The 15115-nt window shown below is 66.1% G+C and carries 16 protein-coding genes; 8 read left to right on the top strand and 8 right to left on the bottom strand.

Annotation, left to right across the window (positions count from 1 at the left end; translation table 11 throughout):
* Window position 1: 1 nt before the first annotated feature.
* The 3 genes from cobT to ACH0AE_RS03880 are packed head-to-tail and all read right to left on the bottom strand — an operon-like array spanning window position 2 to window position 3575.
* Window positions 2–1825 (bottom strand): cobaltochelatase subunit CobT, encoded by a 1824-nt coding sequence (gene cobT, locus ACH0AE_RS03890; RefSeq protein WP_406875546.1) that lies wholly within the window; start codon window positions 1823–1825, stop codon window positions 2–4.
* Between the two features lie 3 nt (window positions 1826–1828).
* Complete coding sequence (cobS, locus tag ACH0AE_RS03885; protein ID WP_294444073.1) at window positions 1829–2833, bottom strand: cobaltochelatase subunit CobS; 1005 nt, start codon at window positions 2831–2833, stop codon at window positions 1829–1831.
* Window positions 2834–2879: 46 nt separating this feature from the next.
* The gene (locus ACH0AE_RS03880; protein WP_294444074.1) at window positions 2880–3575 is read right to left on the bottom strand and encodes a helix-turn-helix domain-containing protein; all 696 of its coding nucleotides are present in this window, start codon (window positions 3573–3575) and stop codon (window positions 2880–2882) included.
* A gap of 65 nt (window positions 3576–3640) precedes the next feature.
* On the opposite strand from ACH0AE_RS03880, the gene ACH0AE_RS03875 reads away from it, so the two are divergent.
* The 6 genes from ACH0AE_RS03875 to ACH0AE_RS03850 are packed head-to-tail and all read left to right on the top strand — an operon-like array spanning window position 3641 to window position 7281.
* Entirely contained in the window at window positions 3641–4075 is a 435-nt protein-coding gene (locus tag ACH0AE_RS03875; protein ID WP_294444075.1) for a VOC family protein, read from the top strand.
* Between the two features lie 57 nt (window positions 4076–4132).
* Window positions 4133–4831: a glutathione S-transferase family protein gene (locus ACH0AE_RS03870; protein ID WP_406875457.1), complete on the top strand. Its 699-nt coding sequence runs from the start codon at window positions 4133–4135 to the stop codon at window positions 4829–4831.
* A complete protein-coding gene (locus tag ACH0AE_RS03865; RefSeq protein ID WP_406875456.1) occupies window positions 4828–5541 on the top strand; it encodes a DUF1428 domain-containing protein in 714 nt (237 codons plus the stop codon). Before ACH0AE_RS03870 ends, ACH0AE_RS03865 begins: the two co-directional genes overlap by 4 nt.
* A gap of 10 nt (window positions 5542–5551) precedes the next feature.
* A complete protein-coding gene (locus ACH0AE_RS03860; RefSeq protein ID WP_294444799.1) occupies window positions 5552–6331 on the top strand; it encodes a VOC family protein in 780 nt (259 codons plus the stop codon).
* Window positions 6332–6340: 9 nt separating this feature from the next.
* On the top strand, window positions 6341–6838 hold the full coding sequence (locus ACH0AE_RS03855; protein WP_294444801.1) for a VOC family protein: 498 nt from the start codon (window positions 6341–6343) through the stop codon (window positions 6836–6838).
* Complete coding sequence (locus ACH0AE_RS03850) at window positions 6835–7281, top strand: SRPBCC family protein (RefSeq protein WP_294444803.1); 447 nt, start codon at window positions 6835–6837, stop codon at window positions 7279–7281. The genes ACH0AE_RS03855 and ACH0AE_RS03850 overlap by 4 nt, the downstream gene beginning before the upstream one ends.
* A gap of 18 nt (window positions 7282–7299) precedes the next feature.
* Here ACH0AE_RS03850 and ACH0AE_RS03845 read toward each other — a convergent pair whose 3' ends face one another.
* A complete protein-coding gene (locus ACH0AE_RS03845; protein WP_294444805.1) occupies window positions 7300–8766 on the bottom strand; it encodes a S41 family peptidase in 1467 nt (488 codons plus the stop codon).
* Window positions 8767–8814: 48 nt separating this feature from the next.
* Window positions 8815–9249: a DUF1810 domain-containing protein gene (locus ACH0AE_RS03840; RefSeq protein WP_294444807.1), complete on the bottom strand. Its 435-nt coding sequence runs from the start codon at window positions 9247–9249 to the stop codon at window positions 8815–8817.
* Window positions 9250–9315: 66 nt separating this feature from the next.
* On the opposite strand from ACH0AE_RS03840, the gene ACH0AE_RS03835 reads away from it, so the two are divergent.
* Complete coding sequence (locus ACH0AE_RS03835; RefSeq protein WP_294444808.1) at window positions 9316–9951, top strand: YbhB/YbcL family Raf kinase inhibitor-like protein; 636 nt, start codon at window positions 9316–9318, stop codon at window positions 9949–9951.
* Between the two features lie 366 nt (window positions 9952–10317).
* Here the strand turns inward: ACH0AE_RS03835 and ACH0AE_RS03830 are convergent, their stop codons facing one another.
* Both ACH0AE_RS03830 and ACH0AE_RS03825 read right to left on the bottom strand, forming a co-directional pair.
* Entirely contained in the window at window positions 10318–11364 is a 1047-nt protein-coding gene (locus ACH0AE_RS03830) for a diguanylate cyclase (RefSeq protein ID WP_294444809.1), read from the bottom strand.
* A 98-nt stretch (window positions 11365–11462) separates the two neighbouring features.
* Window positions 11463–11996, bottom strand: a complete 534-nt coding sequence (locus ACH0AE_RS03825) for a peroxiredoxin (protein WP_294444810.1) — start codon at window positions 11994–11996, stop codon at window positions 11463–11465.
* A gap of 63 nt (window positions 11997–12059) precedes the next feature.
* Here ACH0AE_RS03825 and ACH0AE_RS03820 point away from each other — a divergent pair, with 63 nt between their 5' ends.
* Window positions 12060–12866 carry an inositol monophosphatase family protein gene (locus tag ACH0AE_RS03820; RefSeq protein WP_294444811.1) on the top strand — a complete coding sequence of 269 codons (807 nt, stop codon included), beginning with the start codon at window positions 12060–12062 and terminating at the stop codon, window positions 12864–12866.
* A 33-nt stretch (window positions 12867–12899) separates the two neighbouring features.
* Here ACH0AE_RS03820 and ACH0AE_RS03815 read toward each other — a convergent pair whose 3' ends face one another.
* A complete protein-coding gene (locus ACH0AE_RS03815; RefSeq protein WP_294444812.1) occupies window positions 12900–15035 on the bottom strand; it encodes an AsmA family protein in 2136 nt (711 codons plus the stop codon).
* Between the last annotated feature and the right edge of the window lie 80 nt (window positions 15036–15115).

Here is a 15115-nt window from a genome sequence, read left to right as displayed (position 1 = left end):
GTCAGTTCGCGTCGAACAGCGCCGCCAGCTGCTCGATGATCGTGCCGCCAAGCTGCTCGGCATCCATGATCGTCACGGCGCGCTTGTAGTAGCGCGTCACATCATGCCCGATGCCGATGGCGATCAGCTCGACGGGCGACTTGCGCTCGATCCAGTCGATCACCTGGCGCAAATGCCGCTCCAGATACGAGCCACTGTTGACCGAAAGCGTCGAGTCGTCGACCGGCGCGCCGTCCGAAATGACCATCAGGATGCGCCGCTCTTCCGGTCGCGCGATCAGCCGGCCATGTGCCCAAAGCAGCGCTTCGCCGTCGATATTCTCCTTGAGCAACCCTTCGCGCATCATCAGCCCAAGCGAGTTGCGCGCGCGTCGCCAAGGCTCGTCCGCCTGCTTGTAGACGATGTGGCGTACGTCATTGAGGCGACCGGGCTGCGGCGGGCGACCGGCGGCGAGCCACGTCTCGCGGCTCTGGCCGCCCTTCCAGGCCCGCGTGGTGAAGCCAAGGATTTCGGTCTTCACCCCGCAGCGCTCAAGCGTACGCGCGAGGATATCCGCGCTGATCGCCGCGATCGAGATCGGCCGGCCCCGCATGGAACCGGAATTGTCGATCAGGAGGGTGACCACCGTGTCCTTGAATTCGGTGTCCTTCTCCACCTTGTACGACAAGGATTGCATCGGGTTGATCACGACACGCGCCAGCCGGGCGGCGTCGAGCAGCCCTTCTTCCTGGTCGAAGTCCCACGAGCGGTTCTGCTGCGCCATCAGGCGGCGCTGCAGCCGGTTGGCGAGTCGCGACACCACCGCCTGCAGCGGCACCAGTTGCTGATCGAGATAGCCACGAAGCCGCGCTAGTTCGTCCGCGTCGCACAGTTCGGTCGCGGCGATGATCTCGTCGAACTGCGTCGTCCACACCTTATAGTCAAAGTGCGGCGACAGATCCGCGACCGGGCGGTTTGGGCGAACGGGCTGCATGCCCTCCTCCCCGTCATCCCCTGGCTCGCCATCGAGATCGTCGTAGCTTTCCTCGCCCTGCTCCTGCCCTTCGCCCTCGGTATCGTCGGACTCGCGCTGCTCGCCGCGCTGCTCGCTCTCGGCCTGGCCCTCCCCGTCCTGGTTCTCGCCTTCCTCGCCTTCGTCCTGCTGCTCGCTGTCGGTGCCCTCGTCCTCGTTGCCGCCCTCGTCGCTGTCCTCGGGCGTCTGGTCGCCCTCGACGAGCTCGAGGTCCTCGAGCAGCTTCATCGCGAGCGTCTGGAAGGCGCGCTGATCGTCGAGCGCCAGCGCGAGGTTCGACAGGTCCGCCTTCTGCTCGATCCATTCACGCACCAGCGCGATTCCCGGCGCAGCGGCGGCCGGCGCCTGTTCGCCCGTCAGCGCTTCACGAACCATTAGGCCAAGTGCGGTCGAGAGCGGCACTTCGTCCTTCGTCCGCGCACGGGTGATCGGATCCGCACGCAGCCTGACGTCGAGCGCGTGCGCGAGATTGTCGGTGATCCCGCGATAGCCACGGCTGCCCAGCGCCTCGACGCGCGCATTCTCGACCGCGTCGAACACGGCGCGCGCAACGGCCTCAGGCGGTGCACCGCGCAGGTGAAGCGCCGGATCGTGATGCTTCAATCGCAACGCGAAGCTGTCGGCAAAGCCGCGCGCCTCCGCCACCTGGTCCGCCGGCAGGCTGCGCGCGGGCATCGGCACCTTGAGGTGCTTGCCCGACTGGCTCGGCGCGTCGGCGGTGAAGGCGAGTTCGATCTCCGCCTCGTCGGCAAGCGCCCGCGACGCGCCGCCAAGGACGTTCTTGAAGCGATCGATGGGCGTTTCGGTGGCCAGAGGTTACGCTTTCCCCACCACGCTCTCCGGCAGGTCCTTGCCGAAGACGCGCTGGTAATATTCAGCGACCAGCGGCCGCTCCGCCTCGTCGCACTTGTTGAGGAACGACAGGCGGAACGCGAAGCCGACGTCCTTGAAGATCAGCGTGTTCTGCGCCCAGGTGATCACCGTGCGCGGGCTCATGACGGTCGAGATATCGCCATTGATGAAGCCCTTGCGGGTGAGATCCGCGACGCGGATCATGTCCTCGACCTGCTTGCGGCCCTCCGGCTTGTCATATTCGCCGGACTTGGCGAGCACGATGTTCGCCTCAGTCGCCGCCGGCAGATAGTTCAGCGTGACGACGATGTTCCAGCGGTCCATCTGGCCCTGGTTGATCTGCTGCGTGCCGTGATAAAGCCCGCTCGTGTCGCCCAGGCCCACCGTGTTGGCGGTCGCGAATAGCCGGAAATACGGGTTCGGGCGGATCACCCGGTTCTGGTCAAGCAGCGTCAGCTTTCCCTCGGTCTCCAGCACGCGCTGGATCACGAACATCACGTCCGGGCGCCCGGCGTCATATTCGTCGAAGACGAGCGCGGTCGGGGTCTGCAGCGCCCACGGCAGCAGGCCTTCACGGAATTCGGTGACCTGCTGGCCGTCCTTCAGGACGATCGCGTCGCGCCCGATCAGGTCGATACGGCTGATGTGTGCATCGAGGTTGATGCGGATGCACGGCCATTTCAGCCGCGCCGCCACCTGCTCGATATGGGTCGATTTGCCGGTGCCGTGATAACCCTGCACCATCACGCGGCGGTTGTGCGCGAAGCCAGCCAGTACCGCGAGGGTCGTGTCGGGATCGAACACATAAGCGGGGTCGAGATCCGGCACACGCTCGTCCGCCTCGCTGAAGGCCGGGCACTGCATGTCCGAATCGATGCCGAACATCTCGCGCACGCTGACCATCTTGTCAGGCGCGTCGAGGATCGTCGTCTCGCGGCTGTCGGGAAGCGTGTTCGGAATATCGGTCATGCGCGCCTCGAAAGTAACACGACTGCCTTAGGCGCGATTTCGGGGGTTATTCAACCTTTGCCTTCGCCGGAAGATAGAAGAGATCGATGAAGCGCGCCGCCGCGGCGCGATCGCCGCTGAAGACGAGTTCGCCAGCGCTTTCAGCCTCTTCCAGCGGCCACTTGCCGTAGATGAGGTTCGCCAGCAGCCGCGCGCTGGTGGCGAAATGCACGTCGCCAGCCCCCGTCTCGCGCGTGATCGCAAGTTCACCGTCGGCAAGGCGTGCAACGAACGAGTCGGCACCCATAGTGAAGCCGACCGTCATTGTCGGCATGGTACGCGCTCGTCCGTGATCGATGTTGACACGCAGAGACATCATCATCGACGCGGCGGACAGCGACAGCAGCGGATTATAGTCCGGTGATCGGGCGGCCCAGGCGGCCAGCGCCTTGATCGGCTCCTCCGCCTGGTATCCCCAAGGGGTCAGTTCATAGACCTGGACGTTGGCCGGCGACGGCAGCTTCACACGGCGGAGGATGTGCGCTGCCTCCAACCCCTCCAGACGCTGCGTCAGCACATTCGCGCTGATCCCGTTCAGCGCCGCCTTGATCTCCCCGAAGCGCCGGGCGCCGAACAATAGCTCTCGCACGATCAGCATCGACCAGCGCTCGCCGACCAGTTCCATCGCGAGCGCAGTGCCGCACGCATCATCATACCAGCGCCTGGCCGCACGATCCTCCTTGGTCACTTTTTCTAACTTCATAGTTGCTTTTAGTAACTGTTGCCGGCATCAAAGACAAGGATCGAGTCGGCAAAGGAGTGTTTGCCATGGCCAAGAAGATCTTCGTGAACCTGCCCGTCAGCGACGTTCCCAAGGCGACCGCCTTCTACGAAGCACTCGGTTTCACCAGGAATCCGATGTTCTCGAACGAGCAGGGCTCCGGCATGGTGTGGTCCGACGAGATCGGCGTCATGCTGCTCGATCGCGCATTCTACGCCACCTTCACGCCAAAAACGATCATCGACGCGCATTCGCAAAGCGGCGTGTTGTTGGCCTTGGCGTTCGACAGCCGGGGCGAGGTGGATGCGATCACCGAGGCGGCGATAAAGGCGGGCGGGCGCGAGGCCCATGATCCGGAGGACCACGGCTATATGTACAGCCGCGCCTTCGAAGACCCCGACGGCCACGGCTGGGGACCGTTCTTCATGGACATGGCCGCCGCTGAACAGACGATGGCGCAGCCCGAAGCGGCCACCGCCTGACGCCCCGCCCGAGCACGCATCGCCGGCAACTGCCGGATCAATGACAGGAGAGAGAGGATGTCGAGACCCGTCATCACGGCCTTCGACTGGGTGCCCCCGTTCGCGGAGGGCCAGGTGCGCGACCTGCGCGTGCGCTGGGCATTGGAAGAAGCTGGCCAGCCCTATGAGGTTCGCTATCTCAGCCAAGGTAGCCAGAAACACGCGCCGCACCGTGCGCGCCAGCCGTTCGGGCAAGTGCCGACCTATGAGGAAGGCGATCTCACGTTGTTCGAGAGCGGCGCGATCGTGCTCCACATCGCGGAGCGGTTCGGCGGCGGGCTGCTCCCGAGTGATCCCGGCGCGCGCGCGCGCTCCATTGGCTGGATGTTCGCCGCGCTCAACACGGTCGAGCCGCCGATCATGGATCATGCCATCTGCACTTTGTTCGAGGCGGAGCAGCCCTGGTCGAAGCCGCGGCTGCCCTCGGTGGAAACGCGCATCGACGAGCGGATAGGCGAAGTTTCCCAGGGGCTCGGCGACCGCACCTGGCTGGATGGCGACACTTTCACCGCTGGCGATTTGCTAATGGCCGATGTGCTTCGGATCGTGTCTGGCGACGGTTATCTCGACCGCTACGACAATCTCGTCGCCTACGTTGCGCGCGCGACCGCGCGACCTGCCTTCCAGCGCGCGATGGAGGCTCAACTGGCCGGCTTCACCGGCAGCCCGCCGCCCGAAATCAAGGCGTGGCTCGAACGCCAGGGAGAAGCCGCATGACCTATGTCGATGGCTTCCTGGTCGCCGTACCGACCGCCAACAAGCAGAAGTACAAGGATCATGCGGAAAGCGCCCTGCCCCTGTTCAAGGAATTCGGTGTCGCCCGGATGGTGGAAGGCTGGGGCGATGACGTCCCCCGCGGCGAGGTGAACGATCTCTATGGCGCTGTGCAGGCGAAGGATGACGAGGCGGTCCTGTTCAGCTGGGTCGAGTATCCCGACAAGGCGACGCGCAACGCCGCGGGCGAGAAGATGATGAACGACCCGCGGATGAAGGCCATCCACGATATGCCGTTCGACGGGCAGCGCATGATCTATGGCGGGTTCGAGCTCCTGCACGAGGACGGGCCGGGCGGCGCGTGCGGTTATATCGACGGGGTGGTGACGCCGGTGCCGGAGACGCAGAAGGACGCCTATCGGGCCTATTGCGCGGCGGTCGATGCGGCGTTTCTGGAACATGGCGCGACGCGGGTGGTCGACACTTGGGGCGACGATGTCAGCGATGGCAAGGTCACCGACTTCCGGCGCACCGTAAAGGCGGAGCCGGGGGAAGCGGTGGCGTTCGGGTGGATCGAATGGCCGTCCAAGCAGGTCCGTGACGCGGCGTGGGAGAAGCTAATGAGCGACGAGCGGCTCGCGCCGAGCGACCGGCGCCCGTTCGACGGCAAGCGCATGGTGTTCGGCAGCTTCACGCCACTGGTCGATCGTTGAAGAGGGCAGGGTGCGCAACGTGCATGGCTCGCCGATCTGGTACGAATTGCTCACGCCGGAGCCCGAGCGGGCAATCGCTTTCTATGAGGCGGTGGTCGGGTGGAAGTTCGGCGACCGGCCGGCGGATGGTCCCGACTATCGCATGATCATCGCTCCCAACGGGGAAAATACCGGCGGCATGATGCCGCTGTGGCGCGAGATGATCGATCAGGGGGCGAAGCCGACGTGGCTGTTCTACATCGGCGTTGATGATGTCGATGTGGCGGTGGAGAGGATCACGGCCGCGGGGGGCAGCGTCCACCTTCCGGCGCGCGACATACCGGGGGTCGGCCGCCTGGCGATGGTGGCGGATCCGCAGGGCAATACCTTCTACGTCATGCGCGGCGCGGTCGACGCACCGAGCACCGCCTGGGAACGGACGGGCATGGGCAAGTGCAACTGGAACGAGCTTGCCACGGCCAACCCGTTGGACGGACAGGCCTTTTACGCCGATGTGTTCGGCTGGCGATACCCGGACAAGATGGTCATGCCGGACGATCTGGGTGATTATACCTTCATCGAAATCGGCGCTGAGACGATCGGCGCGATGATGAAGATCAACGACCAGCAGCCGCCTGGATGGCTGTTCTACTTCCGCACGAACGACATTCAGGCCGCCAAAAAAGCGGTCGAAAATGGCGGTGGAACGGTCCTGTCCGGTCCGATGACGGTGCCAGGTGGCGACGAGGTGATCGTCGCTGGAGACCCGATGGGGGCTGTTTTCGGCGTCGTTGCGCCAGGCAGAGCGTGAGGAGACACCATGAGCGACGACAAGATGGTGACGTGCCTGTGGTTTGACCAAGGCCAGGCCCGCGAGGCCGCGACCTTCTATGCCAGCATCTTCCCCGACAGCGGGATCAAGGCGATCCAGGCATCTGCCGCGGATAACCCGTCGATGCCCGCAGGCGGCGAGCTGACGGTCGAATTCACGGTGCTGGGCCGACCGTTCCTGGGATTGAACGGCGGGCCGAACTTCAAGCCCAATGAAGCGGTGAGCTTCATGGTGATGACCGAGAGCCAGGAAGAAACGGATCGCTACTGGGACGCGATCGTCGGGAACGGCGGGGCCGAGAGCGACTGCGGCTGGTGCAGGGATCGCTGGGGCTTTTCCTGGCAGATCACGCCGCGCGCGCTGATGGAGGCAATGGCCGATCCTGACCGCGAAGCGGCGAAGCGGGCGATGGAGGCGATGATGACGATGCAGCGGATCGATATCGCAGCGATCGAGCGCGCCCGCGCCGGAGCCAAAACCGTATGAGCAACGAATTGCGGATCACGCGGCTGATCGATGCCCCCGTTTCGACCGTTTGGCGTGCTTGGACCGATCATTTCACCGAATGGTTCGTGCCGCGCCCATGGACGGTCGAGCTTGTCGAAATGGATCTTCGCCCCGGCGGCCGATCAGCAATGATCATGCGCGGCCCCGATGGCGAGGAGAACCCGTCCGAGGGCGTTTATCTGGAGGTGGTGCCGGAGCAGCGGATCGTTTCGACAGACGCTTTTGCGCCCGGCTGGGTGCCGCAGGGGCCATTCATGCTCCGGATAGACGAGTTCGCCGATGAAGGCGGCAATACGCGCTACAACGCCATCGCGCGCCATTGGACCGAGGACGCGCGCGACCAGCACGCCGCCATGGGGTTCGAGCCCGGGTGGAATGCGGCGACCGACCAGCTGGAAGAGGTCGTCCGCCGGATTCGGTGATGACGTCCCGGACGGCGATTAGTACGCCCCCGGCGTCTCGCGCTGCGCCGTAGTCGGGCGCGCGGGCACGAGAAGCTCGCGCCGCGCGGGCACGTCGCGCGTGCGCGCGGCGGAGGCACTGGCACTCGCCCCGCCGATGCGGGTGCAGCTGCGCCCGGCCAAGAAGTCGAGCGCCTGCCGGGTCGATGCTTCGCGCGGATCGCCGAGCGGATAGTAGAGATCGTCGCCGGCCTGACAGGTCGCCTCCATGACGGGTGCGAGCCCGTTGTAATAGGCCCCCTGCCGGGCGGCATTCTGCGTTGCGAACGCCACCACCCGCAGGCGATCGTCGCACGCGGTGAGATCGCGCGCGATCTGGCCGACCGGCTTGCCATAGGTGTTGGTGCCGATCAGCGCGGCGTTGCCGTGCAGATAGGGCACGAACGCGTTGATCACGACTTCGCTGGCAGAGGCGCTCTGATCCGTGCCGATGAAGGCGATCTTCGTCGGCGACACGGATTGCGGTTGCGGCGAGAAGAGGCGCTGCTCGTTCTCGGACGATTTCTCCGATCGGTAGCTGATGTAGCCGAACACCTCGTTCGAGGAGCGATTGCCGCCGAGCAGATCGCCGAGCAGCTCCGCGGTGGAGACCAGCCCACCGCCATTGTAGCGCAGGTCCACGATCAGTTCCGTGATGCCCGCCGCGCGGAGCCGCGCAAAGCCGTCGCGCAGCGCCTGATCAGCGGTGGAGATGAAAGTGCGAAGGTTCACATAGCCGACGCGGCGCCCATTATCCTCGATGATCTTGACGCCATAGCGACTGGAAACAGGCGCGATCTCGTAATCGGCCTGAGCGATCGTCACGTCCCGCTCTGCACCGCCCGGCACGCGCACCCGGAAGACGCGCGACACGCCGGCCTGCGACGGCCCGAGCGCATTGTTGAGCGCGTTGACGCCACCCGACTGGTACAGGCTGGATACGCTGAGCAAACCCGCAACCGTTTCGCCGATCGCGACGATTTCGGCCCCGCGATCGACCCCGGCGGCGAGCGCCGGCGTCTGTTCGAACGTTTCCGTCACGAAGATCCGCCCCGAGGCATCGAGCGCCAGGCGGAAGCCATAGCCGGCGCTGGAGCCACTTTGATAATAAGCATTCTCCTCCTTGATGGAGGTGACGTAAGTGAAATAGCGATCCTTGTTCTGCGCCCGCGCCGTGGCAGTCAGCGCGTCGACATAGTCCGACAGGTCCGAAAAGCCGCCCGGATTGAGGCTGGTCGGCAGCGTCTCAGGGAAGAGATACCATTCGCGCAGCTGCGCCGCAGCCCAGTCCTGCCGGGCGCGAAGGCTGCAGGCACCCGTGGGCGTCGGGCTTGGCGAAGGGGTTGGCACCGCAGCGGTGCCGCCGCCAGCGACCGGCGACGAGCCGCCATCGCCGCCCCCGCAGCCGGAAACGAGCGCGAGCAGCGCAACGGACGCGGCAACGCGCCGGCGGAAGTTCCCCATCATGATATCCCCCCATTTTCCAAGGGGGTTAGCGCAAGCGCCTGATGCGCGCTAGGCGCCTGTTCGGCCTTTCAGCACATCAATCGTTGCCGCGTCCTCTTGGCCGGCAAAGAAGCGGTCGAGCGCGGCCCGGAAGGGCGCCGGATCATCGGCGGCAAGGGCAAACAACGTCATCGAGGAACGCAGCTTCATCGCATCGACGTCGCCAAGGGTCGTCTCCGCGCTGCCAGGCGCAGCCAGCAGCGTCGCCGTCGCCTCGTACAGCCGGGCCCCGAGTACCGGATGTGCGAGATAGGCACGCGCCTCGTCGAGCGAGGCAATGCCATAGGTATGCGCCATGGCGCTGCGGCCGAGCCCGCGAAGCTGCGGGAAGATGAACCACATCCAGTGACTGGTCTTTCGTCCGCGCCGCAGTTCGCCAAGCGCGTCTTCCCAGACGCCCTGTTGCGCGGTGACGAAACGATCGAGATTGTGCGGGTCTGCCATCAGCGGCCAACGCGCGGGTGGGACCGCGGTGCCGCCTGACGCGTTTGATGGATCGGAGGAGGTACCATGTTAGAACATGTTCCCGCATGGCTTGGCCGTGCGCTTTCCGGCATCCGCGCGGGTGCGGACAAGCTGGCGATCGTTCAACCCGAACTGGGCGGTCGTTTCGACGCCCTCGATCTTTCCAGCCCCGCCTTCGCGAATGAAGGGCGATTGCCACCCCGCTTCACCGCGGACGGCGCCGGCATTTCCCCGCCGCTGGTGTGGGGTGCCACGCCCGAAGGCACGATGATGCTGGCGCTTCTGGTGGAGGATGCGGACGCCCCTGCCCCGCAGCCGCTGGTTCATGCGGTGGTATGGGGCCTGCCCGCGGATGCCGCGCGGCTGGCGGAAGGTGCGATCAGCGCCGATGGCACGGGTAGCGAGGAGCGCGGCGACGTCGGCCGTCATTCCTATTTTGGCGAGGGCTGGCTGCCACCCGATCCCCCGACGGGACACGGGCCGCACCGTTATGCCTTTCAGCTGTTCGCGCTGGACGCTTCGGTGGAGGATCCCGGCCCATCGCCCGGCCGCACCGCGCTGATGCGGGCGATGGCCGGGCATGTGTTGGCTGCGGGATTGCTCATTGGCACCTATTCACGTGGTGAGGAAGGAAGGGTGGAGCCGGTTCAGGCGACCACGGCGGCAGCTGCATTGACGTAGAGCAGCAGGGCCGAGGAGCTGGCGAGCGCGGCAACGGCGAGGGCGGCGGAGCGGAACATGGCGATATCCTTTCGGTGAGAGTGAGAGTGGCTGGTTGCGGTCAGGCGATCGGCGATACGGGCACTGCAGCGCTGATCATCAGGGCGGCGAATGCGAGAGCGCCGAGGAAGCTGACGGCGTGGTTCTGAAGGTTGGCGAAACGGTTGATCATGGTGTGTCTCCTGGGTGGCAGTGGGTGATCCATCTGCATGCCAGGGACATTGCATCGACCGTGCCAATTTCACGGCCCACGCAAAATCAACAACTTAGGACAGCGCCGCTTTTCGCGTGGAAAATTCCGCCAACCCCTGTTGGCGCGCTACACCATCAAGCGGCGCAGATTACGCGATTCCGACCATTGGCCTTCGCCTCATACAAGGCCGCGTCCGCTACCGCGTACAGCGCCTCGAGCGCATCGGCTGCGCGACCGATGGCGATGCCGCCGGAAATGGTCACCTCGCCGATCGGCATGTCCGTATCGCGCACGCGGAAACGGCGCGCCGCCACCGCGCCGCGGGCACGGTCAAGCGCATCACGCGCCGAGGCGACGGCGGGGCCGCTCATCAGCACCGCAAACTCCTCGCCGCCATATCGGGCGACGAGGCCATGTTCGACGGCACCCGCGAGCGTCTGTCCTACTGCGCGCAGGACCCGATCGCCGACGGCATGTCCGAATTCGTCATTCACCCGCTTGAAGTGATCGATATCGCACAATGCGATTGCGATCGGCGTATCTGGGGACAAGGCGCCGAACGCCTCGTCGAAGCCGCGGCGATTGGTCAATTCGGTCAGCGGATCGAGTCGCGCGCAGTCCCGCGCCTCGTCAAGCGCACGGCGCAGCTCGTCAGCTTCCTGCTCGGCCGCGGCCAGCCGCTGTTCGGATGACCGAACCCGCTCGATCATCGCGCCCGTGAGGCGAGCCAATTCGTCACCCCCTGCGAGCGGATCCGCACGGCGGATGGCCGCAGCGCTTTCTTCCAGGTTGCGGCCGAAGCCGGTCGTTTCGGCGTGCATCGCACGGACCAGATCGGAGAACCCGCTGACCTGAAGATCGGCGCGTGCGATCAGCTGGTCGGCGCGCTGGTTGGCAGCGGCCACATGATCCGCCAGTTCGGCGCGTGCCGCGTCGGCCGCGCGCCACGGCGCCCAATCGCCGCCGGCGCCGACGCCAAGGTTGCGGATGTCCTCTCGCGACAGGCGAATGCCGCCGTCGGTGATTTCGGCAACGGCACGTGCCAGCGGCCCGGCAGGATCGCTCAGCACCGTGTAGGCGAACGCGTAATTGGCCGGTTCGGGACTGAGGTGATGATCGGCGAGGAAGGTGCCGATGGCGTCGAAGAGATCGGACGGTGCGATCCCTATCGGCGTCATCATCGAACCCACAATCAGCTTCTCCGCCCCGCGATGCCGCCCGAAGCGCGGCCTTTCCCGGAACCGGTGGTTAGCCGAGAGTTGCTAATATTGCGTTGTCGTCATTGGTCCTTCAGCTTGCGAACGGCGGCAAGCGTGAGCGCGACATGATGGTCCGCCGCCAGCTCGCTGTGGACGAAGGTGACGCGCCCATCGCGATCGATCACGTAGCTGGTGCGGTTGGTGGCATCCCGCCCCTTCACCTGACGGCCGAGCGCCACGTCATAGCCGGCGACGACGCCGGGGCCAGCGCTCGCCACCGCGAACTTGCCAGCGCATTCGGTGGCGGAGAACTTCTGCAGCGCCTCGACCGGATCGGCCGACATGCCGATCACGGTGGCGCCGGCGGCACGGAAGTTGGCGATATTCTCGGCAAAGGCACGCGCCTCGGCATTGCAGCCGGCGGTGAAGGCGGCGGGGAAGAAGTACAGCACGACCGGCCCCTTCTTCAGCTGCTGCGCGAGGTTCACGGTGACGATCTTCCCCGCGACCGCGCCGCGGGTGGTGAAATCGGGGGCCTTGGCGCCGACCGGCAGAGCGGCGGAAGCAGGCGTGGCGAGGATGGCAAGCGACACGGCGGCAATCAGACGGCGCATGATGGTTCTCCCAGGGTGGGTTGATCCTAGCGCGGGCGGGCGGCGCACGATAGGGCAGTGAGGATGCCGATCCGCCAGTCCGACCTCGATCTCGCCGCCCGCCTCGCCGATGCTGCCGGCGACGCCATCCGCCCCTATTTCCGCGGGGAGCTCGGCACCGAGATGAAGGACGATCACTCCCCCGTCACGCTGGCGGACCGGGCGGCCGAAGCGGCGATGCGCCGTATCCTCGATGCCGAGGCGCCGGGCGACGCGGTGCATGGCGAGGAATATGGCAGCAAGGACGGCGTCACCGGGCGGCGCTGGGTGCTCGACCCGATCGACGGCACGCGCAGCTTCACCGTCGGGCGCGCGATCTTCGGCACGCTGATCGCGCTGGTCGAGGATGGCTGGCCGATGCTGGGCGTGATCGACCAGCCGATCCAGCGCGAACGGTGGATCGGCGCGGCGGGGCGGCCGACCCTGTTCAACGGCGCGCCGACGCGCACCCGCACATGTCGCGAGATCGAGGGCGCGATCCTCGCCACCACCAGCCCGCATGCCTTCAACGACGACGAGGTACCGCACTTCATGGCGCTGGTCGCGGCGGTGTCGGGCGGGCATGCGCGGCAAGGGCCGGTCTATGGCGGCGACTGCTACAATTACGGGCTGCTCGCGAGCGGGCACCTCGACATCGTGTGCGAGGCGGGGCTGGCGCTGTACGACTTCGCCGCGCTCGCCCCGATCGTCGAGGGCGCCGGCGGGCGGATGTGCGACTGGAACGGCGATCCGCTGACCGAGGCGAGCACGGGCCAGGTGCTGGCGATCGGCGATCCTGCGCGGATGGACGAGGTGCTGGAGGCGCTGCACGCCATTCGGCACGCGCACTAGGGGCCGCTGCGGGGATCAGAAGATCCCCCCGGCTCAGAAGATCCCGAGGAACTTCTTGCGCTGTTCCTTGCCGGGCTTGTCCTTGCCCTTCTCGTCCTTGGCGGTCGTCCCGCTGCCGACGTCGTCGCGCGGCTGGCCCTTGGTGGTGCGCTGCGCGGCGGCGGTGGCGGCGGACAGCACCGGACCGCAGGCGGCCGATTTCGCGTCGCCGATATCCACAAAGGCCAGCACGCCCGCGACCGGCGCGGCGGCCACGGCAAGCCCCAGGCCCACACCGGCGCGGCCGATCAGTTGCGGGCTGATCACGTTCAGCGTCGGCGCGGAGAAATAGCCGCCGATCCCGACCGGCGACTGGCCGGAGAACAGGCTGAACTTCTTGGCATCGGCGCGGATCGCGATGTCGATCGCCTCGGTCCGGAAGCTGAAGCCACCGCGGCCGAGGATCACGTTCTTGCTGGTATCGATCAGGATCGGGTCCGCCGCCGCGATCCCGCTGCGCACGGTGAACGCGACGAGACCGCAATTGATCTCGACCGGCTTCTTCAGCTTGCCGGCGAACATCTTCTGGACGAACGTGCCTATGTCGAGCTCGGACAGCTGGACGTTGCGCGTCCACAGCGCGCCCTGCGGCATGACGAAGGCGATGCGGCCGCTTGATGTCGCGAGCGAATCCGCGATCGAATCGCCGCGGCCGTTCAGCTGGATGCGGCCCTTGATCGTGCCGGTGGTGCCCGATTCCGCGACGCCCCAGCCGGCGAACAGCCGCCCCATCGGCGTCGGGGCCAGCCGGAAGTCGTACTTCACCGCGCTCGGCCGCTGGCGCGTGTCGAACACGATGTCGCTGGCGACGTTGCCGCGCGCCATGGCGAAGTTGAACGGCGACAGCGCAAGGCGGCCGCGGTCGAGATCGAGCGTGAGCTCCATGTTCGAGATTGGCACGCGGCGCGACTTCACCTGATCGACCGTCCAGACGAGATCGGCGTCGAAGGTGCGCATCTTCTCGACCGGCATGTCATCGTCCGGCAGCAGCTTGCGCGGGCCGGAGCCGGTGGCGGCCGCTGCGGCAACCGCGCCCTTCGTTTCGACGATGTCGGGATTGTAGCCGACCAGCACCGACGCATCGACGATATCGAGGCTGCGGGTGCGGATCACCGAATCGAGGTGCAGCCGATCGCCATTCGTCACCGTCAGCTTGCCGGCGACATCGCTCTCACCCACGGTGCCGGCGATGTTGGTGAAGCGGTAGACCTCACCGTCCTTCACCATCCGGCCCTTCAGGGCGTAGCGCCGCGTTTCCGGCAGCACGACGCCGATGATGCCGAGCAGTTCAGACAGGTCGCGACCACGCGCTCGCGTCTCAAGAGGCACCTTCTCGATCTCGGCCAGAGAAGGAAGCGTGCCTGACACGTCGACCACGTTGTTCGCCGCCCAGGCACGCGCGGTCAGCTTGTTCTCGCCGCGGTTCACCGTCGCGTCGGGCGACAGCAGTTGCGCGGTGACGCGGAACGGCGTGTCGCGGATGCGTCCGGTGCCGCCCACCCGAACCGACTTGCCGATCTGCGCATCTTGCGAGCGGATATCCTCGATCCCGAGGTCGGCGAGCAGCCTCATGCGGGGATCGAGATAGCGCACCGTCGTTCCACGCACCGTCGCCACGTCGATGCGGGGAAAATCGAGCGGCTTGCCGCCCTTCTTCTCGCTGAACGTCCAGGTGTTGGTGGTGTGCCCGGCGTTCCATTCCAGGTCCGCCGCGCCGTTCTGAAGGTCGAGCCAGTACAGCCGCCGCTTCCCGAACAGCAGCGACAGTGGCGCGATCCGAGTGTCGATCCGGTCGGCGCGGAACAGATAGGGCCGCGTCGCCCAGGCCGGATTGGCGATGGTGAAGCGCTCGGCGTAGAATTTGATCCTGAGCGGCGCGAAATACAGCTGGAAATCGCCGCCGACGCGCACCTCACGGTTGGTCATCCGGCCGACGATCGTCTCGAACGGCCCTTTCAGAAATCGGCCCTTGGTGATGAACAGCACCAGCCAGATGAGCGCGGGGATGGCGAGGATGGCGATGATCGTGTTGCGCAGGATATGGCGGCGGCGACGCGGATCGCGCAGGCCGGTGCCCGGCGGGGGCTTCACCCCAGACAGCGCAGGCTGCCGATCAGGTTCAGTCGCCATGTCCATGAAAGCGCAAATCGCATGGCGCAGGGGTTGGTTGCATTTCACCCGCCCCGCCGCTATGCGCCCCGCTTCTTCCC

Origin of the sequence: Sphingomonas sp. 179-A 2A2 NHS, assembly GCF_045371305.1 — a bacterium.
In the GTDB taxonomy this organism is placed as follows: domain Bacteria; phylum Pseudomonadota; class Alphaproteobacteria; order Sphingomonadales; family Sphingomonadaceae; genus Sphingomonas.
Note: the sequence above shows the minus strand (reverse complement) of the source record. Positions and strands in the feature narration are given on the sequence as shown.

Coding starts and splice junctions, on each gene's coding strand:
- cobS (WP_294444073.1), bottom strand. CDS start 2,833: ATGACCGATATTCCGAACACGCTTCCCGACAGCCGCGAGACGACGATC.
- ACH0AE_RS03880 (WP_294444074.1), bottom strand. CDS start 3,575: ATGAAGTTAGAAAAAGTGACCAAGGAGGATCGTGCGGCCAGGCGCTGG.
- ACH0AE_RS03875 (WP_294444075.1), top strand. CDS start 3,641: ATGGCCAAGAAGATCTTCGTGAACCTGCCCGTCAGCGACGTTCCCAAG.
- ACH0AE_RS03870 (WP_406875457.1), top strand. CDS start 4,133: ATGTCGAGACCCGTCATCACGGCCTTCGACTGGGTGCCCCCGTTCGCG.
- ACH0AE_RS03865 (WP_406875456.1), top strand. CDS start 4,828: ATGACCTATGTCGATGGCTTCCTGGTCGCCGTACCGACCGCCAACAAG.
- ACH0AE_RS03855 (WP_294444801.1), top strand. CDS start 6,341: ATGAGCGACGACAAGATGGTGACGTGCCTGTGGTTTGACCAAGGCCAG.
- ACH0AE_RS03850 (WP_294444803.1), top strand. CDS start 6,835: ATGAGCAACGAATTGCGGATCACGCGGCTGATCGATGCCCCCGTTTCG.
- ACH0AE_RS03845 (WP_294444805.1), bottom strand. CDS start 8,766: ATGATGGGGAACTTCCGCCGGCGCGTTGCCGCGTCCGTTGCGCTGCTC.
- ACH0AE_RS03840 (WP_294444807.1), bottom strand. CDS start 9,249: ATGGCAGACCCGCACAATCTCGATCGTTTCGTCACCGCGCAACAGGGC.
- ACH0AE_RS03835 (WP_294444808.1), top strand. CDS start 9,316: ATGTTAGAACATGTTCCCGCATGGCTTGGCCGTGCGCTTTCCGGCATC.
- ACH0AE_RS03830 (WP_294444809.1), bottom strand. CDS start 11,364: ATGATGACGCCGATAGGGATCGCACCGTCCGATCTCTTCGACGCCATC.
- ACH0AE_RS03825 (WP_294444810.1), bottom strand. CDS start 11,996: ATGCGCCGTCTGATTGCCGCCGTGTCGCTTGCCATCCTCGCCACGCCT.
- ACH0AE_RS03820 (WP_294444811.1), top strand. CDS start 12,060: ATGCCGATCCGCCAGTCCGACCTCGATCTCGCCGCCCGCCTCGCCGAT.
- ACH0AE_RS03815 (WP_294444812.1), bottom strand. CDS start 15,035: ATGGCGACTGAACCTGATCGGCAGCCTGCGCTGTCTGGGGTGAAGCCC.